Source organism: Nocardioides litoris (assembly GCF_006346315.1).
GTDB lineage: Bacteria > Actinomycetota > Actinomycetes > Propionibacteriales > Nocardioidaceae > Nocardioides > Nocardioides litoris.
Map to the genome: position 1 here is coordinate 141,390 of NZ_VDMR01000002.1, position 21,219 is coordinate 162,608.

Consider the following 21,219-nt stretch of genomic DNA (forward strand, 5'->3'; position numbering starts at 1 on the left):
CTCCAGCAGAGACGCACCCGTCGGGTGAGTGGCAGGCGGCAGCGGTCTTGAGAGGATGAGCACATGCCGGACCTCCCCCGCAAGGCCGCCGCTCGGACCGCACGGTTGGCCGCGCTCCCCCTCGGCTACGCCGGGCGCAAGACCATGGGCCTCGGGCGGCGGATCGGTGGTGCGCCCGCCGACGCGGTGATGACCGAGATCCAGCAGCGCACGGCCGAGCAGCTCTTCCGCACCCTGGGCGAGCTCAAGGGCGGGGCGATGAAGTTCGGCCAGGCGCTGTCGGTGCTGGAGTCGGCTCTGCCCGAGGAGGTCGCCGGCCCCTACCGCGAGCAGCTGACCAAGCTGCAGGACGCGGCGCCCCCGATGCCCACCTCCACCGTGCGGCAGGTGCTCGCGGCCGAGCTCGGCGCCGACTGGAAGGAGCGCCTGGTCTGGCTCGACGGCGGACCGACCGCCTCGGCCTCCATCGGCCAGGTGCACAAGGGGCGCTGGCACGACGGGCGCGACGTGGCCGTCAAGGTGCAGTACCCCGGCGCCGGCGACGCCCTGCTCGCCGACCTGCGCCAGCTGGCGCGGCTGGGCCGCACCATCGGGCCACTGTTCCCGGGCATCGACGTCAAGCCCCTGGTCGACGAGATGCTCGCCCGGGCCAAGGACGAGCTCGACTACGCCCTGGAGGCCGAGGCCCAGCGCGCCTTCGCCCGGGCCTACGCCGACGACCCCGAGGTGGTCGTGCCCGACGTGGTCGAGGTGGGACCCACGGTCCTCGTCACTGAGTGGCTCGACTCCGAGTCCTCGCTCGCCGCGGTCATCGCCGACGGGACGCCCGAGGACCGCGACCACTACGGCGAGCTCTTCGTCCGGTTCCTCTTCTCCGGACCGGACAAGACCGGGATGCTGCACGCCGACCCCCACCCCGGCAACTTCCGCGTCGTCCGGGACGCCGACGGCGGACCGGGGCGGCTCGGCGTGCTCGACTACGGCGCCGTGGCCCGGCTCCCCGACGGGCAGCTGCCGGCCGCCATGGGCCGGTTGATGCGCGCGTGCGCCTCCGGCGACGCCGACCAGGTGCTCGCGGGCCTGCGGGCGGAGGGCTTCGTCAAGGACAAGATCTCCCTCGACCCGCGGCTGCTGACGGACTACCTGGCGCCGTTCGTCGAGCCCGCCCAGGTCGAGCGGTTCCGGTTCACGCGTGAGTGGATGCGCGGGCAGTTCCAGCGCATCAACAACCCGCGTGAGGAGGCCTACACGATCGCGGTCAAGCTCAACCTGCCGCCGTCGTACATGCTCATCCACCGCACCTGGATCGGCGGGATCGGCATGCTGAGCCAGCTCGAGGCCGAGGCCCCGTTCCGGGCGATCCTCGAGCAGTACCTCCCAGGATTCGCCGACTGACCTGCTGGGTCGCTCTGGGAGACCCGGTGTCGCGCCGTCAGTCTCCAGAGGAGACGCGGTACGGTCCGGCGCATGGACACGACCTGCGGGACCGAGGCCGCCACCGCGGTGGTGGGTGATCCCTGGTCACCCCTGCTGTTGCGCGACGTGGCCCGCGGACGCCGCCGCTTCGAGGCGCTGCTGGGTTGCGGGATCTCTCGCAAGGTCCTCACCGCCCGGCTCGGGTCCCTCGTGGGCGCGGGCGTGCTCGAGCGTCGGCAGTACCAGGAGTCGCCGGCGCGGTTCGAGTACCACCTCACGGCAGCCGGCCTCGCCCTGCTGCCCGTGCTGGCCGCGCTGCAGGAGTGGGGCGACACCTGGCGCCTCGGCCCGGGGGCCGGCGCGCGCCGCGCCGAGGAGCTGGTGGGGGCCACGGTGCCTCCGCTCGACCCCGACCCCCTCGCGCCGCCAGCCGTGGGCGGCCCGACCCGGTGGACCGTCGTGGTGGCCGCCCCCGGACCGGCGATCCTGGCCGCCGTGGTGCGGTCCTACGACGACCGCGCGGCCGAGCTCGCCGCCCTGGGCGCCCGCCTGGTCGGCGTGGCGACGGTCGACCCCGACGACCTCGACGACCTGGCCCGCAGCCACCGCACCCGCTCACCGCTCGTCTCCGACGCCGAGCTGCGCCTGGCCACCGCGCTGCGCCTGCCGCTGCAGCGCGACGGGGCGACCCTGCTGCTGCAACCGGTGGCGCTGGTGGTCGACGCCGACCGCGTGGTGCGGGCGGCCGGCCCGGTGGGCGACGGCCTGGCGCTCCTGGAAGCCCTAGCCGAGGGGCAGGTGCATGACGTGGAGGCCGACCCGTCCGTGGCGACGTGACTCGAACGCCTCCGGCACGGTGCCCACGACCCGGAACCCGAGCGAGGTCCACAGCGCCACGGCGGCCGCGTTGGTCTCGACCACCGCATTGAACTGGATCGCGGCGTACCCCTGGGCGCGGTGCCAGGCGACCACGTGCTCGCCCAGCGCCCGGCCGACCCCGCGCCCCCGCGCGTGCGGCGCCACCATGAACGAGCCCGTGCCGACGTGGCCGCCCCGCCCCGGCCGGTTGGGTCCCATGGTCGCGGTCCCCAGGACCTCCCCGCCCTCGTCGTGGAGCACGACCGTCAGGCCGGGAGGGTTCGTCGTCCACAGGGCCCGGGCCTCCTCGCTGGTGCTGCCGAGGGGGTAGGCGTAGGTCTCACCGGCCTCGACCGTCTCGCGCCACCAGGGCCAGACCTGCGGCCAGTCGTCCTCGGTCAGGGGACGCACGGTCCACGCGCTCACGTGCCGGTGCTCCCGTCGACCGCCTCCCGGATCAGGTCGGCGTGACCGTTGTGGCGGGCGTACTCCTCGATCAGGTGCAGCAGGACCCAGCGCAGGGTCGGCGCCTCCCCACGCCGGGTGCGAGCGGCCCGGGTGTCGAGACCGCCTCCGGTGAGCGCTTGGTCGAGATCGGCATCGGAGGCGGCGACGACGTCGTCGAAGAAGCCGTGCAGGTGTTCGGGCTCGTGGTCGACGGCCGTGTCGAGCTCCCAGTCGGGCGTCGCGTCCCAGTCGACCGCGTCGAACGGCGACCTGGACTCCCGCCCGTGCAGCACCACCGAGAACCACCAGTCCTCGACGTAGGTGAGGTGGTGGACGAGGCCGGCGAGGGTCGACGTGGACGGCGGGTGGGTGGTGGTCATCTGGTCGCGGGTGAGGCCCCGGGTCTTGCGGCGGAAGGTGCTCCGCTGGTGGTCGAGCCAGGCCCGCAGCATCGTCACCTCGTCAGCGGCGTACGGCGGCTCCGCCTGCTCCGGACTCACCCGGCGGGCTTGTGGAGCACGGCTCCGGTCGGGGTGACGACGACGTCGTCGCCGTCGGTCTCGGCGGTGCCGTCGACGAGGAGCGAGAACCCGGGGTGCGCCGCGCGCGCCGACGGGTCGGGCGGCCAGAGCAGGGTGACGACCGGGTTGGCCGCCACGTTGGCCACGCTCCCCCGCCCCGGCGCGGCCGCCCGCAGCACCCCGCCGGCCAGGTCGGGCCGGACGCTCACGACCTTGACCCGGCCCTCGCGGCTCGTGAGCAGGTAGGCGGCGCCGAAGTCGGCGAGGGTCTCGGCGAGCCGGTCGACGTCGACGGGGATGCTCATGGCGCCACGGTAGTCCCGAGCGCGCGGCAGCCCCCGTCGTGCGACGAGGGCTGCCGGGGGGGCGACGCGGCGGGCGGTCAGGTCACCAGCCGACGAGGCCGGACTGCCACTCCTCGAGGTCGGCGAGCTTGTCGACCAGCACCGGGTCCTTCACGCCGTGGGCCTTGCCCTTGGCCTTCTTCAGGATGTGCGCGGCCTCGGCGTGGTCACCGGCGGCGGCCGCGGCCTCTGCCTGCTCGAGGTAGCGGGCGAGGTCGGCGGCGTGCTTCGGGCCGTTGCCGTGGCCGTTGCCGTTGCCCGGGCCCTGGACGCCCGCGACGATGCCCTCGACCTCGGGGAAGGTGACGCAGTCGCCGCCGCCCTCGACGCGACCGGCGGTCCACTCGATGCCGCCGAGCAGGTGGGCCAGGAACACCGGGTCGCTGTAGGAGGAGTCGACGTGGCCGGCGCCCTCGTACCAGGAGCGGCCGCCCTCGAAGTTGTGGCACCAGGCGATCGGGTGGTCGGCGCCCATCGCGCCGCGACCGGGGTTGTAGGTCGACTCGTCGAGGGTCAGCAGGACGTGGACGTCCTTGCGCGGGTTGGACGTGAAGTTGTACCACTCGTCGAAGCGCGACCACTGCTTCGGCAGCATCGTCGTCGACGGGTGGTTCGGGCTCTCCACCACCATGGTGGCCTGCTGCTGGGCCGGGTGGCTCGCGAAGCGGGCCGAGCCGCCGGTCAGCCGGCTGAACCACGGGACGGCGTGCATCTCGTCGGTCGCGGCGTGCAGTCCGACGAAGCCGCCGCCACCGCGGATGTAGCCCTGGAGCGCAGCCAGCTCGGTGTCGTCGAGCGTGCGCGGCTTGGCCGGGTCCTGGTTGTTGGTGCCGTCGACGGGCGAGGCGAACAGGACGGTGGCGTACTGCGACAGGGCCGCGGCGCTGGTGAACGGGGTCGAGGCCATGGTGAGCGTCGGCTGGCCGGCCGAGGCGCCGGTGGGCGGGTCCCAGACGTCCACGGTGAACCCGTTCTCCTGCCCGAGCTTGATGACGGCGTTGGTCGTCTCGTCGATGTGGGAGTGCCGGAAGCCGAGCGTCTTGCCGACCACGAGCACCTTGTACGGCGAGGCCGCGGGGGCGCTCGCGCCCGGCCGGTCGGCGTGCGGGGCGGCGTCGGCGGGGGTGAGCGAGGCGGCGGTGAGGGCCAGGGCGGCGGCGCCGAGGGCCGCGGCGCCGAGGCGGCGGCGTCGGCTCTGGGGGCGGGTCATGGGGAGCTCCTTCTGCACGTCGGGGAGGGCAGATTTGTCGTCAAGTCCTACAAATCTCTGCTTCCGGGACGCTAGTGATCCACGTCACTGCGCGTCAACGGGCTCGGGACACTCTTCTGCCGCGCCGCGGGCGCAACGGCGCTCCCGTCTGCGACCATCGGGCCGTGCAGCCGCAGCAGGACGACGTCGTGGCGCCCGTGCCGGCGCGCGCCGGGTCGACCCCGTCGCAGCTGCGGCGGCACAACATGGGCGTGGTGCTCGAGCTGCTGCACCGCGACGGCCCGGCCTCGCGCTCGGAGCTGGGGACCGCGACCGGCCTGACCCGCTCGACCATCGCCGACCTCGTGCAGGACCTCGTCGCCTGCGGCGTGGCCGTCGAGAGCGGCAGCGCCCGACCGACCGGCCCGGGACGGCCCTCGGCCGTCGTCCGGGCACGGCCCGAGGGTGCGGTGGCGCTGGCGGTCGAGGTCGCGGTCGAGTCGATCGCGGTCGCCACCGTGGGCCTCGGCGGCGAGGTCCTGGCCACCGAGCGGGTGGAGAGCGCGGTGGACGCCCTCGCGCCGGCCGAGGTGGTCGACCGGGTGGCCGCGATGGCCGGCCCCCTGCTCGCGCAGCACGCGGAGGGGCCGGTCGGGGTCGGCGTGGCCGTGCCGGGCCTGGTGCGGCGTCGCGACGGGTTCGTGCACGTGGCGCCCAACCTCGGGTGGCAGGAGGTCGCCCTCGCCTCGATGCTGGGCCGGGCCCTCGGTCCCGGCGACCGACCGCTGCCGGTCCAGGTGGCCAACGAGGCCGACCTCGGCGCCCTCGGCGAGCTGCGCCGCGGCGCCGGCCGCGGGGTCGGCACCATGGTCTACGTCTCCGGCGACGTCGGCATCGGGGCCGGGCTGGTCATCGACGGGCGGGCCATGCTCGGCGCCACCGGGTACGCCGGGGAGGCCGGCCACATGCTGGTCGACCCGGGTGGCCGCGACTGCCGCTGCGGCGCCCGTGGCTGCTGGGAGACCGTGGCCGGCGAGGAGGCCCTGCTGCGCGCCGCCGGGATCGACGACGCCCCGGGCGCGCGGGCCCTCGCGCTGCTCCGCGACCGGCTGCGGTCGGGCGACCCCCAGGCCGAGCACGCCGTGGGCGTCGTCGGGCACTGGGTGGGGGTCGGCCTCGGCAACCTGGTCAACCTGCTCAACCCCGAGGTGGTCGTGCTGGGCGGTCACCTGCAGCAGCTGCACGAGCACCTGCGTCCCTCGCTCGAGACCGCCCTCGCCGCCCGCGCGCTGGCCCAGCCCCGGTCGGCCGCGCACGTCGTCCCCGGCACGCAGGGCCGGCAGGCCCAGCTGCACGGAGCGGCCGAGCTGGTGCTGGCCGGCGTCCTGCGCGACCCGGTCGCCCGCGCCTGACGCCGGTCGCGACGGCCGCTGCGGTCCGGACCGACCGGCGACGCGCGGCTACCAGAAGCCGAGCACGCCCCCGCCGATGCGGATGACGAACCCGGCGACGACGACCACGAAGAACCCCCGCACGAACCCGGCGCCGCGGGCGACCGCCGTCCGCGCGCCGAGGTAGCCGCCGACGATGCTGGCCACGCCCATGACGGCCCCGACGTGCCAGAGCACCGCGCCCTGGGGGACGAAGACGACGAGGGCGGCCGCGTTGGTCGCCCAGTTGGCGAGCCGGGCCTTGGCGCTGGCCTCGAGGAAGCCGTAACCGAGCAGCCCCACCAGGGCGAAGACCAGGAAGCTGCCCGTGCCCGGCCCGAGCGCCCCGTCGTAGAAGCCGATCACGGCCCCGGCGAGCGCGGCCAGCGACGTGTGCCGGCGGCCGGTGTGCCGCAGCTCGGTCTCCTGGCCGAGGTCGGGCCGGAAGAGGACGTAGGCGCCGACGACGACGAGCGCGACCAGCACCACGGGGTCGAACGCGCTGCGGGGCAGGCTGCTGGCGACCAGCGCCCCGCCGACCGACCCGACGAAGGCCGCGGCCATCAGGGGCAGGAACGTGCGTGGATCGGGGCGCACCCGGCGGTAGTAGGTGATCGAGCTGACCGTGGTGCCGCAGATCGAGGCGACCTTGTTGGTCGCCAGGAGCTGCACCGGCGCCGCGCCCGGGAGGGCGATGAGGAGGGCCGGCAGCTGGATCAGCCCGCCCCCGCCGACCACGGCGTCGACGTACCCGGCGGTGAGGGCCGCGAGGGCCAGCAGCACCAGCACGGTCGTCGACGGCTCGGGCACCGGACCACCCTAGGGACGGCGGTTAGCGTGGCCGCGTGCGGATCGTCTCGTTGCTGCCCTCGACCACCGAGATCCTCTTCGCGGTGGGGGCGGGCGACGACGTCGTGGGCGTGACGTTCGAGTGCGACCACCCTGCCGAGGCCCGCACCCGCACGATCGTGTCGACCACCGCGATGCCCGAGGGGCTGTCACCGGCCGAGATCGACGCGCACGTCGCCGCCGCGCTCGCCCGCGGCGAGGACCTCTACCGGCTCGACGCCGGAGCGCTGGCCGGCCTCGACGCCGACCTCGTCGTCACCCAGGACCTCTGTGCGGTCTGCGCCGTCGACGTCACCGTCGTCGACGACGCGCTCGCCCACCTGGGCTGCACGGCCGAGGTGCTGACCTTCGACCCGCACACCGTCGAGGAGGTGCTCGCCTCCATCACGACGCTCGGCGCCTCCGTGGGCCGCGCCGCGGCGGCCGAGGAGCTGGTGGCGTCGCTGCGGGCACGCCTGGCCTCCGTCACCGCCGACGTACGACGCCGCGCGGGCGCGCGCCCCCGGGTGGCCGTGCTCGAGTGGACCGACCCGCCGTACGCCCCGGGCCACTGGCTGCCAGAGATGGTCGAGCTCGCCGGCGGGGAGGCCGTGCTCGGCGCGGCCGGGGAGAAGTCGTTCCGGGTGCGGTGGGAGGACGTCGCGGCCGCCCGGCCCGACGTGGTGGTCGTGGCGCCGTGCGGCTACGGCCGCGACGGCGCCCAGGCCCAGGCCGACGCCCTCGTGGCGGCGGGGCTGCTGCCCGACGGGGTCGTGGTCCACGCCGTCGACGCCGACGGCATGTGGGCGCGGCCGGGCCCGCGCATCGTCGACGGGGTCGAGGAGCTGGCGCAGGTGCTGGCCGGGACCTCGGCCGGCGTCACGCCGCGGACGGCGCCGACCGCCGGTTGACCACCGCGCCCCACAGCGCGACGACACCCGTGAGCGCGGCGAGCACGCCGAGGGCGACCGCGGGCGCGAGCAGCGCGAGGACCCCGCCGCCGCGGGCGCCGGGCACGAGGTGGGTCAGCACGACGACGACGAGCACGACCGAGGCGATGATGCCGAGCGCGATGTCGAGCTGGGTCAGCGCGAGGCGCCACCGCTCGCGGGAGCCCCGGCCGCGCAGGGTGCGGACCAGCTCGTGGACCGGCATCCAGAGCGCGAGGACCAGGTAGAACAGGCCTCCGAGCCCGGTGCCCGGGAGTCCGGCGGTCATCTCAGTGCCCCTTCTCGTAGACCAGCAGCGGGCGGCGCAGGACGACCTCGGTGACCAGCGCCTCGAGCATGTAGAGCCCGTTGACCACGCGGAGGACCAGGAAGCACGGCACCGACAGGAGGGCCCGGCCGACCTCGCGCCGACGTCGCGCCGCCACGAGCACCGGCACCAGCACGGCGGGCACGTCGACGACGTACGCGAGGAGGACCCAGGGGCTGACGAGCACCGCGAGCAGGGGCAGGACCAGCAGGTAGACGAGCGAGGCCACGACCGCGTCGAACATCGCGACGCCGACGACGGTGCGCAGGAACGGCAGCCGCAGCACGCCCCTCCAGTGCAGGGCGACGTTCTGCACGAAGCCGTGCGACCAGCGCTTGAGCTGCGTGGCCATGAAGTCGAGGTCGTGCGGCTCGATCGGGTAGCAGACCGCCTCCGGCACGAACCGGACCCGGTGGCCGGCCTGGTAGAAGGTCCAGGTCAGGTCCATGTCCTCCGCGCGGGTGCGCTCCGACCAGCCACCGGCGGCCTGGAGGGCCTCGGTGCGGTAGGCGGAGAAGCAGCCGGAGGAGATCAGCGGCGTGCCGAAGTAGTCCTGGGTGGGCTTGTAGAAGGTGAACGACAGCAGGTACTCGACGTAGCGCCCTCGCTCCCACACGCTCGAGACGTGCCGCGGCACCACGAACCCGCAGGCCGCGACCACCGACTCGTCGGCCTCCAGCGGCGCCATCAGCAGCTCGAGCGCGTCGGGGGCGAGTGTGGTGTCGGCGTCGATGGCCATCGCGTACGTCGTGGTGACGTCGGCCAGCGCGACGTTCTGCGCCCCGGCCTTGGACCCGGTGCCGACGTGGTTGCGGATGACCTCGGCCCCGGCCGCGCGGGCGAGGTCACCGGTGTCGTCGGTCGACCCGTCGTCGACCACGACCACCCGGGCCGGGGGCGTGGTCTGCCCCAGGATGCTGCGGACGGTGTCGGCGATCGAGGCGGCCTCGTCGTAGGCGGGCACGATCACGGTCAGGTCGTCGGCGGGCCGCGGCCGGCGCGCCTCGTGGCGCGGGTCGGGCGCGACCTGCTGGTCGGTCGTCACCGGGGGCTCCCTCGGTCGGCGTGCAGGTCAGGACGTGCAGGTGGGGGCGCGCCGGACACGCGCCCCCACCCCTCACCTACCTGTCGCGAGGGGGCCGGGACGTTACGTCAGTCGTCGACCCAGAAGCCGCGGCCGCCGAACCAGTCGCCGTACGCCGAGCGCAGCCCGCCCATGCCGCCGCCCGTCCCACCGGGCCGTCCGGCGTCGCGGGAGCCCAGGTAGGACCCGACCACCGCCGCGCCGAGGTCGTCGAGCTCGGGGCTGACCATCCGACCGTCGACCCGCTGGGCCATCTGCTCGATGAACCGGGCCAGCCCGGGGTCGTCGCCGAGCCGGAAGAACGTCGTCTGGGCGCCCATCCGGCGGCTGTTGTCGAGCTCGCGGACGGCCAGGGCGATGGTCACCGGGTGCGGCGGGTAGGAGAAGTAGACCTCGCCGCTGCGCTCGAGGTGGGACGTCGGCTCACCGTCGGTGACGACGAGCAGCACCGGCTGGGCGTTGGGGTGCTTGCGGAAGTGGCGGTTGGCCAGCAGCAGGGCGTGGTGGAGGTTGGTGCCCTTGTCCCACTGGGCGTCGAGCGCGGTGAGCTGCTCGATGTCCATCACCTCGGCGTGCCGACCGAAGCCGATCAGCTGCAGGTGGTCGCCCCGGAACCGGCTCTTGATGAGCGTGTGCAGGGCCAGCGCGGTGCGCTTCATCGGCACCCAGCGCCCGTCCATGGCCATCGAGAACGACGTGTCGACCAGCAGCGCGACGCAGGCCTGGGTGCGGGCCTCGGTCTCCTGCACCTCGACGTCGTCGATCGACAGGCGCGGGCCGGTGGGGTCGGCGACGCGGCGCTGGACGCCGTTGAGCACGGTGCGGGGCACGTCCCAGGGCTCGGTGTCGCCGTACTGCCAGGCGCGGGTGGCGCCGGAGCGCTCGCCGGCGGCGCCGGCCTTGTCCATGTCGCGCTGGCCCTGGCGGCCGCCCATGCGCTGGGCGACGTCCTTCAGGAGCGCCTTGCCGAGCTGGCGCATCGCCTTGGGGGTCAGCCGCAGCTGGCCGTCGGAGCCGCGCTCGAGCGTGCCGCCGTCGCGCAGCGCCTTCTCCAGCTGCTGCAGGGTGCGGGCGTCGACGGCCGCCTCGTCGCCGAGCTGGCGCGCCAGCTTGTCGAGGTCGACGTCGTCCATCCGCGAGCCCCGGTGGGACTGCGCGAGCTGCTCGGCGAGGTCGTCGAGGTCGGCGAGGTCCTGGAGCACCCCGGTGCCGTCGCCGAGGCCGAGGCCCTCCTCGCCGCCGAACTGCTCCGACCCGCCCCAGTCGAGGTCGGGCCGCAGCGCCTGCAGGTTGGCGTCGAGCTGGCCGAGCTGGTCCATGAGCTCGGGCGAGCCGAACGCCTGGGCGCTGAGCTCCATCAGCTCCTGGCGCTGCTCGGGCGTCATCGAGTTGAGCATCCGCTGCGCCGCCGCCGAGCGCTGGGCCAGGGCGTCGAGCAGCTCGTCGACGTCCTGCGGGTCCTCGGGGAAGAAGTCGCCGTGCTTGTCCATGAAGTCGCGGAAGTCCTCGGGGGTGTCCTCCCCCGCCGCCTTCTTGGCCAGCAGCTCGTTGAGGTCGCCGAGCATCTCGTTGACCGCCGCCCGGTCGGCGTCGGTCGCGCCCTCCATGGCCTGCTTCATGCCCTGGAACCGCTGGTCGAGCAGCTCGCGCCCCAGCAGGTCCTTGATCTCCTCGTACGCCGCGCGGGCGTCGCTGCTCTGCCAGTCGTAGTCGGCCAGCTCGGTGACGGCCGCGGCCGGCGAGGGCGGCAGGTTGTCGATCCGCATCTCGCGGAACGCCCGGTCGTCGTCGTCCATCATCGCGTCGCGGGCCAGCTGCTTGCGCTCCTCGAGCACCGCCTTGTCGAGCAGCTCGCGCACCTGGCGCAGCGTGCCGTCGAGGTCGTGCTTGCCGAGCAGCTCGCGGCGCCGCTCGGCCACCTTGCGGGCCAGCTCGTCGAGCCCGCGCTGGTCCTGCCCGCCGCGGCGCAGGAACTCCCGCATCGCCCGCTCCGGGCTGTAGCCCGCCATCACGTCCTCGCCGATGGCGTCGAGCGCCTCGGAGAGGTCGACCGGCGCGGCGAGCGGGTCGCCGCCGTCGTACCGCTTGAAGCGGGAGCGTCGGGTCTCGGTCATCTCAGCTCCCTGTGCTGGTTCCGTGGCCTCGAGACGGGCGCCAGGGCGCCCTCCTCGACCACCGTGTGCTCGGCTCGACCCGCAGGCTCAGGAGCCGTAGACCGTCTCGGCACCGTCGGTGTCCTTGCCGATCTTGCGGCCGAGGTAGAGCGCCTCGAGGGCGAGCTCGATGGCGCCGGCGCGCTGGCCGTCGTTGGTGGCGCCGAGGCGGTCGCAGACCTGGTCGTAGAGGTCGGACTCCCCGAGGACGGGGAGACCGGTGAGGAAGTCGCGGGCGCCGACCTGCTCGCCCGTGGTGACCATCGAGCCCGCCTCGATGGCGTCGACGAGGAGGCCGAGGTCGAGGCCGCGCAGGTAGCTGCGGGAGGTCTGGGCGACCGCGGTGCGCAGCAGGTGGGTCAGCACCTCCTGCTCGCGACCCTCCTCGCCGGTCTCGAACTCGACCTTGCCGCCGAGCACCTCGACCGCGGTCTCGAGGTCGACGATGCGGGCCACGGCCTCGTCCTCGCCCTGGCGCACCGAGCGGTGCAGCGCGGCGGCGGCGATGGTCTCGGCGCCGGCGATGGCGAAGCGGGCCGAGACACCGGAGCGTTGGTCGACCGCGGTCGACTCGCGCAGCTGGCGGGTGAAGCGGGCCAGGATCTCGACGAGGTGGTCGGGCACCTCGGCGGTGAGGTCGGCCTCCTGCCGGATGACGGCGATCTCGGCCGCCAGCTCGGTCGGGTAGTGCGTGCGGATCTCGGCGCCGAAGCGGTCCTTGAGCGGGGTGATGATGCGGCCGCGGTTGGTGTAGTCCTCAGGGTTGGCGCTGGCCACGACGAGCACGTCGAGCGGGAGCCGCAGCACGTAGCCGCGGATCTGGATGTCGCGCTCCTCCATCACGTTGAGCATCGCGACCTGGATGCGCTCGGCGAGGTCGGGCAGCTCGTTGATGGCCACGATGCCGCGGTGGCTGCGCGGGATGAGCCCGAAGTGGATGGTCTCCAGGTCGCCCAGCGAGCGGCCCTCGGCGACCTTCATCGGGTCGACGTCGCCGATGAGGTCGGCGACCGAGGTGTCGGGGGTGGCCAGCTTCTCGGCGTACCGCTCGTCGCGGTGGCGCCAGGAGATGCGCAGGTCGTCGCCGTACGTCGCGGCCGCGGCCTGGGAGGTGACAGTGACGGGGTCGTAGGGGTGCTCGCCGAGCTCGGAGCCGGAGATGACCGGCGTCCACTCGTCGAGCAGGCCGACCATGGTGCGCAGCAGCCGGGTCTTGCCCTGCCCGCGCTCGCCGAGCAGCACGATGTCGTGCCCGGCGATCAGGGCCCGCTCGAGCTGCGGGAGGACGGTGTTCTCGAACCCGTGGAGGCCGGGCCAGGGGTCCTCGCCGGCGGCCAGCTTGGCCAGCAGGTTGTCGCGGATCTCGGTGCGGAGGGGCTTGTGGACGTGGCCGGAGGCGCGCAGCTCGCCCACGGTGCTGATGGTCGGAGCACTCACCTCCTCGAGACTACTCCGCATCCCAACACGCGTGGCTGGTCCGTTACCGCGAGGTAACCCTTGACGGCTGAGAGACGTACCTGATGGGGTGCGGGCACCCCGCTGGTTGTCAGACAAGACGCACCAGGTCCGAGCCCCTCCGCCGCACTCCGGGGTGGCGCTCGCCTGCCCGGTCGACCACCGGGGGTCCGGTCGTCCCCGCGGCAGCCCACCTGCCCGTCCTGACGACCCCGAGGACCCCCGTGCCCCCTGCTCTGCCGGCTCCCCCGCCACCGCTCCGCCGCCGTCTCGCCGCCCTGTCCGCCGTGCTCCTCGCGCCCGCCCTCGCGGCCGCCGCCCTGCCGCAGGGCAGCCCCGCGGTCGCCTCCGCGCCCCCGTCGTACGCCGCCGGCACGCTCGGCGCCGCCACGGGGACCGACGTGCTGCCCACCCTCGAGCGCTCGGCCGACGAGGAGGCCGTGGTCGCCGTCGTCGAGGTCGCCGACACCGCCGAGCTCGACCGCCTGGTGGCGACCGGGGTCGACCTCGACCACGGCGTCGAGCGCCACGGCGACCACCTCGACGTGAAGGCCGTGGTCACGCCGTCGGAGATGGCCGTGCTGCGCCAGCTCGGCTTCTCCGTCGGCGACGTGGTGTGGACCGCCGACGACGCGCGCCGCGCCGTCACCGAGCGCGCCGAGACCCGCGCCGAGGCCCGCCAGGCCAACCGGGCCTTCGCGGCGCGGGCCACCAACCCCGACGTCTCCGACGTGCGGATCATCCGGGCCGACTACTACGTGAGCTTCGGGGTGGGCTACCTCTCGGTCGAGGCCAAGTGGGCCGACGGCCAGACCGCCACGACCCCGCTGACCGTCGAGCGCGACAGCGGACCCGGCACGGAGATCGGCACCGGCGGCACCCAGGTCATCCAGCGGTTCGTCGACGCCGACGTCTACCTCTACCACCGGGGCGCGACCGCGGTGCCGACCGTCGGCGGGGTCCCCGGCGCCGCCCCCGTGCGACCCTCCTCGGTGCGGATCACCAGCCCCAGCGGCGACGTCGCCGAGGCCACCGTGCGCGACTGGCTGCCCACCGAGGGCGGCGACCCGTTCAAGGGCACGGGCGACTACCAGCAGGACTTCGTGCGCTCCTACCACGACCCGACCCAGCTCTACGACCGCGTCGAGCAGCTCGCGGCCGACTTCCCGGAGCTGACCGACCTGGTCGCGCTGCCGAACAAGACCAACGGCTACCGCCGCGTCTCCCAGGCCCTGGTCGACCCGCCCGGCGCCCGCCTCGTGCTCCGTTCCGGCGGCGCCGCGGCCGGCGAGGTCACCTACGTCCCGCGCACCGGCACCGTCGGCACCGTGCCGGCCGACGGCCTGCCCGCCACGTCGACCCCGGTCGTCACCGTCGCCGCCGCCGCCAACCCGGCCTGGCCCCTCGCGACGCCCGCGCAGGGCTGCGGGACGATCAGCGGCCTCCCGGCCGGCGCGATCGCGCTCGTCGACCGCGGTGAGTGCACCTTCGCCGAGAAGGCCGCCAACGCCCAGGCCGCCGGCGCCAGCGCCGTCGTCGTGGTCAACAACGTCAGCGGCGCCGCGGCCTCGCCCGGCAACATCCCCGCGGCCGTGACCGTGCCCGTCGTCGGCATCTCCCAGGCCGACGGGGCCCGCCTGCGGGCGCTCACCGAGCCCACCGCCCGGCTGCTGCCCGGCGCCACCCTGGTGCCCGAGCGCCGCTTCGGCGTCGACTCCGAGGCCTGGGGCCACGAGGGCGGCGACGACGTCTCGGTCCAGGTCGTCGACCCCCGGGCCGCCGACCAGGAGCTGGCGGTCGCCGTGGCCGGCAAGAGCGTGCAGGTCAGCCCGGCCACCGACGCCTCCGGCGCGGTCACCTCGACCGCGGCGGCCGTCGTCGCCGCGCTCAACGCCGACCCGCGCGCCTCGGCCCTGCTGACGGCGTACACCTACCGCGGCTCGGCGGGCACGGGCACGGTCCTGCCGACCCGGCTGCTCGGGCTCGACGACAACCTCAACGCGCCCGACCGCGTCTCGCACGAGCCGCAGACGGTCTACGCCCTGCGCATCGGCACCGCGCCCGAGGGCACCAAGCCCGGCGTCTTCGCCTACGCCCAGGAGCACGCCCGCGAGTGGGTGCCGCCGCTGGTGACGATCGAGACGGCCGAGCGACTGCTGCGCAACTACAGCGGCCACGCGCCGACCAAGGACCTCGTCGACAACCTCGAGGTCTGGATCATGCCGTCGGTCAACCCCGACGGCGGGCACTACTCGTTCTTCGACTTCGCCTCCCAGCGCCGCAACATGGTCCGCTACTGCCCGCCCACCGGCGCCTACGACGCCGGCGCGCGCAACAGCTGGGGCGTCGACGTCAACCGCAACTACGACGCGTACAGCCGCCTCGACGGGTACGACGGCGCGTCCGACTCCTGCACCAGCGACGTGTTCTCCGGTCCGGCGGAGCTCTCCGAGGCCGAGTCGAGGAACGTCGACTGGGTGGCCGCCAAGCCCAACATGAAGTTCTCGATGAACATGCACAGCTCGGGCAACTACTTCATGTGGTCGCCGGGCGCCTACAAGCTGCCCGGCCGCGTCTCGGCCCCGCGCCCGACCCTGGAGCAGGAGAACTACTTCTGGCAGGCCTCCAACCGGATCCTCACCGCGATCAAGCGCCACCGCGGCCTGTCGGTCACCCCGGCCCGGACCGGCGTGACCTCCGACGTGCTCTACTCCGCGGCCGGCAACTCCGGCGACATGAACTGGTACAAGCACGGTCTCTACGCCTGGAACTTCGAGGTCGGCACGGCCTTCCAGCCGCCCTTCGAGAGCACCACCGGCCCCACGGGCGCCTCGGCGCACCAGGAGACGATGGAGTACGCCAACGGCCTCGTGGAGCTGATGCGGGTCGCCCGCGACCTCGACCAGGACGCCGCGGCGCCGACCTCGACCGCCGTGGTCACCGCGAGCTCCACCGAGGGCAAGGTGAGCCTCGAGTTCTCCACCGACGAGGCCGCCGAGGTCCGCTACACCCTCGACGGGACCGCGCCCACCAGGAGCAACCCGGCGCTGCGGGTCTACCAGCCGCGCGGGGTCCGCGAGGGCGGCGAGCTGCTGACCGTCGACGAGGGCGCCCAGGTGCGCTGGTACGCCGTCGACACCGCCGGCAACGTCGAGCGCGGCTACGACCCGGCCGACCCGGCCGACCGCCGCTACCGCAAGGCCATCGCCGAGGTCGGGTGGGACGACGCCCCGGCCGCCTCGACGCTCACCCTGCAGGTCCGCCCGGCCGCGGTGCGAGCCGGCGCCGGCACCGTCCGGGCCACCGTGACCGCGGCCGCGGAGAACCCTTTCGGCCTCGCGCCGTCCGGGCCGGTGGCGGTCACCGTCGACGGCACCACCCGGACCGTGCAGCTCGACGCCGCTGGTCGCGGCGAGGTCGTGCTCGGCCCGTTCACGACCGCCGGGCGTCGTACGGTCACCGCGGCGTACGCCGGCGACGACGTCGCGGCGGCCGCCACGGCCGCCCCCGCGACGGTGCAGGTGGCCAAGGCCGCCTCGACGACGCGGGTGGTCCGGCAGGCGCCGAGGGTCGTGCTGACCAGCGGCCCACCCGGCCGCACCCGCGCCGTCCTGCGGGTGCGGGTCTCCGCACCCCCAGGCGTCGCCGTGGCCGGCCCGGTGAAGGTCCTGCGCGGCGGCAAGGTCGTCGCCCGCGGCCGCGTGCGCGCCGACGGGACCGCCGACCTGCGGCTCCAGCGGTTCGCCCTCCCCGGCCGCCGCTTCGTCAAGGTCGTCTACGCCGGCAACGCCGACGTCGACGGCTCGCGCGACGGCTACAAGGTGACCGTGCGGCGTCGCTGACCCGGCGCCACCCATCGGAGCCGGCGGCACCCTCGGGGGTGTCGCCGGCTCCTGCCGTCCACGGGGTTCTCGGACGGCCGCCCGCGACGTGACCCGCGCCACTACAGTCGGGGACCTGGCACCAGGCCCGATCGATGGGGGATCACCGTGGCCCGCAAGCTCATCAAGGTCAACGACTCCGCGTGGCTGTTCGCCGAGACCTACCGCACGCCGATGCAGGTCGGGATGCTCGCGACCTTCCGGGTGCCCGAGGACCGGCCGACCTTCGTCGCCGACCTGGTGGCGCGGTGGCGCGAGGTGCGGCAGTTCGAGGCGCCGTACAACTACCTGTTCCGCAAGACGCCGGTGCCGACCTGGGTCGAGCTGCCCGACGACGAGATCGACCTCGACTACCACCTGCGGCACTCCGCGCTGCCGGCCCCGGGGAGCCAGCGCGAGCTCGGCGTGCTCGTCTCGCGCCTGCACTCGCAGAAGATGGACCGGCGCTACCCGTTGTGGGAGGCGCACGTCATCGAGGGGCTGATGGACGACGACGGCGCCCCGCGCTGGTCGCTCTACTTCAAGGCCCACCACTCCCAGGTCGACGGCGTGGGTGGCATCCGGCTGCTGCGGCGGATGCTCTCGGTCGACCCCGAGGCCCGCGACATGCTGCCCGCGTGGGCGGTCGGCGCCCACGGGCCCGACCAGAGCGGGCTGCCGCCCAAGGAGCGGTCGCGGGCGGTGGAGAAGGCCCCCGCGTCCTCCGGCGGGCCGGGCGGGCTGCTCGGCTCCGCGCTCGGGGCGGTCGGGGGCGGCGTCCGGGCCGGCACCTCGATCGCGGGATCGCTCGCACGCACGTACGCCGAGACCGCGGTGGGCATCGTCGACGCCGACCGCGCGGCGCCCTTCCGCGCCCCCAAGTCGATCTTCAACGGCCGCATCCACACCCCGCGCCGGTTCGCCACCCAGCACTACTCCATCGAGCGCATGCGTCGGCTGGCCAAGGCCGCCGACGGGTCGCTCAACGACGTCTTCCTGGCCGTCGTCGGGGGCGCGCTGCGCCGCTACCTCGAGGAGCGGGGCGCGCTGCCGTCGGAGTCGCTGACCGCCAACGTGCCGATGTCGGTGCGCGCGCACGAGGGCGCCCGGGTCGGCAACGCCGTCACCTTCCTGCGGGCCCGCCTCGGCACCGACGTGGCCGACCCCAAGGAGCGGATGGACGCCATCCGGGCCTCGACCCAGCTCGCCAAGGACCGGCTCCCCGCGGTCGGCCAGGGCGGCATGGAGGTCTACACCGCCGTGCTGATGGCGCCGTTCCTCGGCCAGGCCATGCTCGGCGTCGGCGGCCGCGGCCGGCCCGACTCCAACCTCGTCGTCTCCAACGTCCCCGGCCCCGCCGAGCCGCGCTACCTCGACGGCTCGCGGATGGAGGAGATCTATCCCGTCAGCCTGCTGTTCAACGGCCAGGCCCTCAACATCACCGCCGTCAGCTACGCCGGGGAGTTCAACATCGGCTTCACCGGCTGCCGCGACTCCGTGCCCAGCCTCCAGCGCATCGCCGTGTACGCCGGCGAGGCGCTCGAGCAGCTCGAGGCGACGTACGGGCTGGTCGACGCGGGCGACTGAGGGGGCGGGCGGGTGATGCCCTGGGGGGTGTGCGGAACACCCGGCTGACCGGGAGTTCCGACACCTTGCCAGGGAATCCCGACACCTCGTCAGGGGTCACCGACACCCGCCGCTCCGGCCGGACGGCGACTACGATCCGGACCGTGATGACGGCGCTGGCGGTGGCGGTCGCGCTGGCCGTGGCACTCGGGATCGCCGTCGGGGTACTGGTGGGCATGAACCGACGCCAGCAGCAACGCATCGAGGAGCAGGCGGAGCGCATCGAGCAGCTCGAGGCCGACCTGTCGGCCGCGCTGCGACCACGGCCGGCGTCGACGGCGACCGAGCGCGCCGTACGACGGGTCGTCAAGACCGCGACCAGGGTGCGCGAGCAGGGTCTGGGCGGGCTGCTGGCCAGCTCGATCGACGACCTGCAGGCGTGGGCGGAGTCCGAGCAGCAGGACATCGTCACGATGGCCGACGTCGAGGGCCGGGTGACGCTGGTCTTCTCCGACATCGAGGACTCCACCCCGCTCAACGAGCGGCTCGGCGACGACACCTGGGTGCGGGTGCTGGCCGCGCACGACCAGCTGGTGCGCCAGCGCGTGGAGCGCTACCGCGGCCAGGTCGTCAAGGGGTTCGGCGACGGCTTCATGCTCGCCTTCCGCGACGCCGAGGCCGCCTGCCGAGCCGCGCGCGGCATCCAGAAGGACCTGCGCCGCACCCTCGACCCGCGGCTGCGCGTCGTCGCCCCGCTCAAGGTCCGCATCGGCATCCACACCGGCCCGGTCGTCACCAAGGACGGCGACTACTTCGGCCGCAACGTCGCCATGGCCGCCCGCGTCGGCGCTCTGGCCACCGGCGGGGAGGTGCTGGTGACCAGCGAGGTCGTCGACGCGCTCGACGACGACGCCGCCGTCGAGCTGACCGAGATGGGCGAGGTCGAGCTCAAGGGCCTGCCCGGCACCCACCAGCTCTTCCGGCTGCGCACCCGGTGACGGCGTTCCCCGGCGCCGGGCCCTGCCCGTGCGGGTCCGGCACGGTGTACGACGCGTGCTGCGGCCGCCTGCACCGCGGCGCCGCGCAGGCGGCGACGCCGGAGGAGCTGATGCGCTCGCGCTACGCGGCGTACGCCCTGGGCGACACCGACCACGTCTGGCGCACCTGGCACCCGCGCACCCGCCCGCTCACCGTCACCCCCGACCCCGAGGTGCGCTGGACCGGGCTCGTCGTGCACGAGGCGACCGGCGACGAGGTGGAGTTCACCGCGTCCTTCGAGCGCCTCGGGCAGCCGGGGAGGCTGCACGAGCGCAGCGTGTTCGCGCAGCGCGCGGGCCGGTGGTTCTACGTCGAGGCGGTCACCGACAGCACGTCGGCGTAGAGCGCCTCGCTGTCCTCGCGCTGGTCGGCCAGCGCCCGCCAGGCCACCGCGCGCAGCAGCGCCTGCCGGCGCGCACCCACCGCCCACGCGTCGTACGCCGCCGGGTCGGCCCCGAGCCAGAGCACGGCGTCGAGCACGGCGACGGCCTCGGCCCAGGCCAGCGGGCGCCAGGCCGGCGCGACGTCGATGACGAGGGGCGCGCCGAGGGCGTCGAGGAGCACGTTGCCGGCGAGGTCGGCGTGCACGAGCTGGACCGCGCCGAGGTCGGCGGCCGGGTCGAGCGCGGCGGCCACCCGCTCGACGACCGGGCCGGCCGGCGTACCGGTGGACGCGGCGAGGAGGTCGTCGACCGGCCCGAAGACCAGCCGCTCGGCGCGCGCCCAGCGGTCGTCGCGCTCTGCGAGCGCGGCTGGGCGCTCGGGCACGGCGACGGCGAACCGGGCGTGCAGCAACCGGCCCGCGGCCAGGGTCACCTCGAGGTCGGTGCAGGGCGTCGCCCCGGGCTCGAACCGGCTGGCGCCCCAGCCCTCGACCACCCACGACCCGTCACGGGCCGGGACCGGTAGGGCGACCCGCAGGTCGCGGTGGTGGCGGCGCGGGTCCTCGTCGAGGGTGACCGAGAGCCGCGCCAGCACCGGGCTGAGCCAGGCCGCCGTCGCGGGGTCGCGGTCGGGCGAGAAGACCAGGTCGCCGGCGCGCCACGAGCCGCCCTGGCCGCCCGGCAGCAGCTCGAGGGCACCCGGCACCGCGAACAGGTCGAGCACCTCGGGCGAGGGCGCAGCGGCGGGCACGGGGCGACCGTAGCGGCTGGCTCGCCCGGTCCCGCCCGTCAGCCGACCAGGCGCTGGCGGATCCCGCGGGCCTGCTCGCTCGCGCGCTGCTGCTCGCCGGCGTAGGAGGAGACGACGAGCAGCGCGCCCGTCAGCGCGGGCACCACCCACTGCAGCGCGGCCAGGCGCTTCTGGGCCGCGGCCACGTCGGCCGGGGTGGACGCCGACGGCTGGGTGCCCGCCTCCGCGGGCACGTCGGTGCGTTCGGACACCGTGCGGCCGAGCTGGCGCGCGTACGCCGTCACGCCGAGCGCGGCCACCGTCAGCCCCGTCTTGACCGCGACCATCTCGCCGACGCCCTGCTGCCGGGTGGCACGGCCGGAGTGGGCGGCGAGCTGGCCCACGCTGCCGACCACGTGGGCGCCGATGGCGGCGGCGTTGACCGGGGTCCACCGGTCCCAGCCGGTGTTGGCGACCGCTCCCGCGTCGTGGGGGTCGTCGACGGCGCCGGCGGCTGGGTTGAGCGCGACGGCGTTGGCGAGGGTGCCGCCGAACCAGGCCGCCAGACCGACGTCGTGCAGGGAGCGGGAGATGGTGTTGCGAGCCATGGGGCCCTCCGGGGCGGGATCGAGGTGGGGACCCGGTGCCGGTACCCAGCGC

General features: G+C 74.7%; 19 protein-coding genes. 8 read left to right on the forward strand and 11 right to left on the reverse strand.

Annotation, left to right across the window (positions count from 1 at the left end; translation table 11 throughout):
* Positions 1-63 precede the first annotated feature (63 nt).
* Together FJQ57_RS08810 and FJQ57_RS08815 are read left to right on the forward strand one after the other, a co-directional pair.
* Positions 64-1,395 carry an ABC1 kinase family protein gene (locus FJQ57_RS08810; RefSeq protein ID WP_139979386.1) on the forward strand — a complete coding sequence of 444 codons (1,332 nt, stop codon included), beginning with the start codon at positions 64-66 and terminating at the stop codon, positions 1,393-1,395.
* A gap of 72 nt (positions 1,396-1,467) precedes the next feature.
* Positions 1,468-2,253 carry a winged helix-turn-helix transcriptional regulator gene (locus FJQ57_RS08815; RefSeq protein ID WP_139979387.1) on the forward strand — a complete coding sequence of 262 codons (786 nt, stop codon included), beginning with the start codon at positions 1,468-1,470 and terminating at the stop codon, positions 2,251-2,253.
* Here the strand turns inward: FJQ57_RS08815 and FJQ57_RS08820 are convergent.
* From FJQ57_RS08820 to FJQ57_RS08835, 4 genes are all read right to left on the reverse strand, one after another.
* The gene (locus FJQ57_RS08820) at positions 2,200-2,700 is read right to left on the reverse strand and encodes a GNAT family N-acetyltransferase (protein ID WP_246081700.1); all 501 of its coding nucleotides are present in this window, start codon (positions 2,698-2,700) and stop codon (positions 2,200-2,202) included. The genes FJQ57_RS08815 and FJQ57_RS08820 overlap by 54 nt on opposite strands.
* A complete protein-coding gene (locus tag FJQ57_RS08825; protein WP_211348829.1) occupies positions 2,697-3,221 on the reverse strand; it encodes a mycothiol transferase in 525 nt (174 codons plus the stop codon). The genes FJQ57_RS08820 and FJQ57_RS08825 overlap by 4 nt, the downstream gene beginning before the upstream one ends.
* Positions 3,218-3,547, reverse strand: coding sequence for a pyridoxamine 5'-phosphate oxidase (locus FJQ57_RS08830; protein ID WP_139979389.1), 330 nt, complete (start codon positions 3,545-3,547; stop codon positions 3,218-3,220). Before FJQ57_RS08830 ends, FJQ57_RS08825 begins: the two co-directional genes overlap by 4 nt.
* Positions 3,548-3,629: 82 nt before the next feature.
* Positions 3,630-4,796, reverse strand: coding sequence for a ThuA domain-containing protein (locus tag FJQ57_RS08835; protein ID WP_139979391.1), 1,167 nt, complete (start codon positions 4,794-4,796; stop codon positions 3,630-3,632).
* 164 nt (positions 4,797-4,960) lie between these two features.
* On the opposite strand from FJQ57_RS08835, the gene FJQ57_RS08840 reads away from it, so the two are divergent.
* Positions 4,961-6,187, forward strand: a complete 1,227-nt coding sequence (locus FJQ57_RS08840; RefSeq protein ID WP_139979393.1) for an ROK family transcriptional regulator — start codon at positions 4,961-4,963, stop codon at positions 6,185-6,187.
* Between the two features lie 48 nt (positions 6,188-6,235).
* On the opposite strand, the gene FJQ57_RS08845 is transcribed toward FJQ57_RS08840, so the two are convergent.
* Positions 6,236-7,015 (reverse strand): sulfite exporter TauE/SafE family protein, encoded by a 780-nt coding sequence (locus FJQ57_RS08845; protein ID WP_139979395.1) that lies wholly within the window; start codon positions 7,013-7,015, stop codon positions 6,236-6,238.
* A 35-nt stretch (positions 7,016-7,050) separates the two neighbouring features.
* Here FJQ57_RS08845 and FJQ57_RS08850 point away from each other — a divergent pair, with 35 nt between their 5' ends.
* Positions 7,051-7,944, forward strand: coding sequence for a cobalamin-binding protein (locus FJQ57_RS08850; protein WP_139979397.1), 894 nt, complete (start codon positions 7,051-7,053; stop codon positions 7,942-7,944).
* Here FJQ57_RS08850 and FJQ57_RS08855 read toward each other — a convergent pair.
* The 4 genes from FJQ57_RS08855 to FJQ57_RS08870 all read right to left on the reverse strand — a co-directional run bounded on the left by FJQ57_RS08855 (position 7,913) and on the right by FJQ57_RS08870 (position 12,964).
* Positions 7,913-8,251, reverse strand: a complete 339-nt coding sequence (locus FJQ57_RS08855; RefSeq protein WP_139979399.1) for a hypothetical protein — start codon at positions 8,249-8,251, stop codon at positions 7,913-7,915. The two genes, FJQ57_RS08850 and FJQ57_RS08855, sit on opposite strands and share 32 nt — an antisense overlap.
* Position 8,252: 1 nt before the next feature.
* Positions 8,253-9,335, reverse strand: a complete 1,083-nt coding sequence (locus FJQ57_RS08860) for a glycosyltransferase family 2 protein (RefSeq protein ID WP_139979401.1) — start codon at positions 9,333-9,335, stop codon at positions 8,253-8,255.
* Between the two features lie 107 nt (positions 9,336-9,442).
* Positions 9,443-11,488 (reverse strand): vWA domain-containing protein, encoded by a 2,046-nt coding sequence (locus tag FJQ57_RS08865; protein ID WP_139979403.1) that lies wholly within the window; start codon positions 11,486-11,488, stop codon positions 9,443-9,445.
* An 87-nt stretch (positions 11,489-11,575) separates the two neighbouring features.
* A complete protein-coding gene (locus FJQ57_RS08870) occupies positions 11,576-12,964 on the reverse strand; it encodes a MoxR family ATPase (protein WP_246081701.1) in 1,389 nt (462 codons plus the stop codon).
* Positions 12,965-13,269: 305 nt separating this feature from the next.
* On the opposite strand from FJQ57_RS08870, the gene FJQ57_RS23560 reads away from it, so the two are divergent.
* The 4 genes from FJQ57_RS23560 to FJQ57_RS08890 all read left to right on the forward strand — a co-directional run bounded on the left by FJQ57_RS23560 (position 13,270) and on the right by FJQ57_RS08890 (position 19,789).
* Positions 13,270-16,824, forward strand: a complete 3,555-nt coding sequence (locus FJQ57_RS23560) for a M14 family zinc carboxypeptidase (RefSeq protein ID WP_139979407.1) — start codon at positions 13,270-13,272, stop codon at positions 16,822-16,824.
* Positions 16,825-16,971: 147 nt separating this feature from the next.
* Positions 16,972-18,429 (forward strand): WS/DGAT/MGAT family O-acyltransferase, encoded by a 1,458-nt coding sequence (locus FJQ57_RS08880; protein ID WP_211348830.1) that lies wholly within the window; start codon positions 16,972-16,974, stop codon positions 18,427-18,429.
* Positions 18,430-18,575: 146 nt separating this feature from the next.
* Positions 18,576-19,406: an adenylate/guanylate cyclase domain-containing protein gene (locus tag FJQ57_RS08885; RefSeq protein ID WP_246081766.1), complete on the forward strand. Its 831-nt coding sequence runs from the start codon at positions 18,576-18,578 to the stop codon at positions 19,404-19,406.
* On the forward strand, positions 19,403-19,789 hold the full coding sequence (locus FJQ57_RS08890) for a YchJ family protein (protein WP_139979411.1): 387 nt from the start codon (positions 19,403-19,405) through the stop codon (positions 19,787-19,789). Before FJQ57_RS08885 ends, FJQ57_RS08890 begins: the two co-directional genes overlap by 4 nt.
* On the opposite strand, the gene FJQ57_RS08895 is transcribed toward FJQ57_RS08890, so the two are convergent.
* The gene (locus tag FJQ57_RS08895; RefSeq protein ID WP_139979413.1) at positions 19,753-20,580 is read right to left on the reverse strand and encodes an aminoglycoside phosphotransferase; all 828 of its coding nucleotides are present in this window, start codon (positions 20,578-20,580) and stop codon (positions 19,753-19,755) included. The two genes, FJQ57_RS08890 and FJQ57_RS08895, sit on opposite strands and share 37 nt — an antisense overlap.
* 38 nt (positions 20,581-20,618) lie before the next feature.
* The gene (locus tag FJQ57_RS08900; protein ID WP_139979415.1) at positions 20,619-21,167 is read right to left on the reverse strand and encodes a hypothetical protein; all 549 of its coding nucleotides are present in this window, start codon (positions 21,165-21,167) and stop codon (positions 20,619-20,621) included.
* Between the last annotated feature and the right edge of the window lie 52 nt (positions 21,168-21,219).

Coding starts and splice junctions, on each gene's coding strand:
- FJQ57_RS08815 (WP_139979387.1), top strand. CDS start 1,468: ATGGACACGACCTGCGGGACCGAGGCCGCCACCGCGGTGGTGGGTGAT.
- FJQ57_RS08835 (WP_139979391.1), bottom strand. CDS start 4,796: ATGACCCGCCCCCAGAGCCGACGCCGCCGCCTCGGCGCCGCGGCCCTC.
- FJQ57_RS08865 (WP_139979403.1), bottom strand. CDS start 11,488: ATGACCGAGACCCGACGCTCCCGCTTCAAGCGGTACGACGGCGGCGAC.
- FJQ57_RS08885 (WP_246081766.1), top strand. CDS start 18,576: ATGACGGCGCTGGCGGTGGCGGTCGCGCTGGCCGTGGCACTCGGGATC.
- FJQ57_RS08810 (WP_139979386.1), top strand. CDS start 64: ATGCCGGACCTCCCCCGCAAGGCCGCCGCTCGGACCGCACGGTTGGCC.
- FJQ57_RS08900 (WP_139979415.1), bottom strand. CDS start 21,167: ATGGCTCGCAACACCATCTCCCGCTCCCTGCACGACGTCGGTCTGGCG.
- FJQ57_RS08855 (WP_139979399.1), bottom strand. CDS start 8,251: ATGACCGCCGGACTCCCGGGCACCGGGCTCGGAGGCCTGTTCTACCTG.
- FJQ57_RS08830 (WP_139979389.1), bottom strand. CDS start 3,547: ATGAGCATCCCCGTCGACGTCGACCGGCTCGCCGAGACCCTCGCCGAC.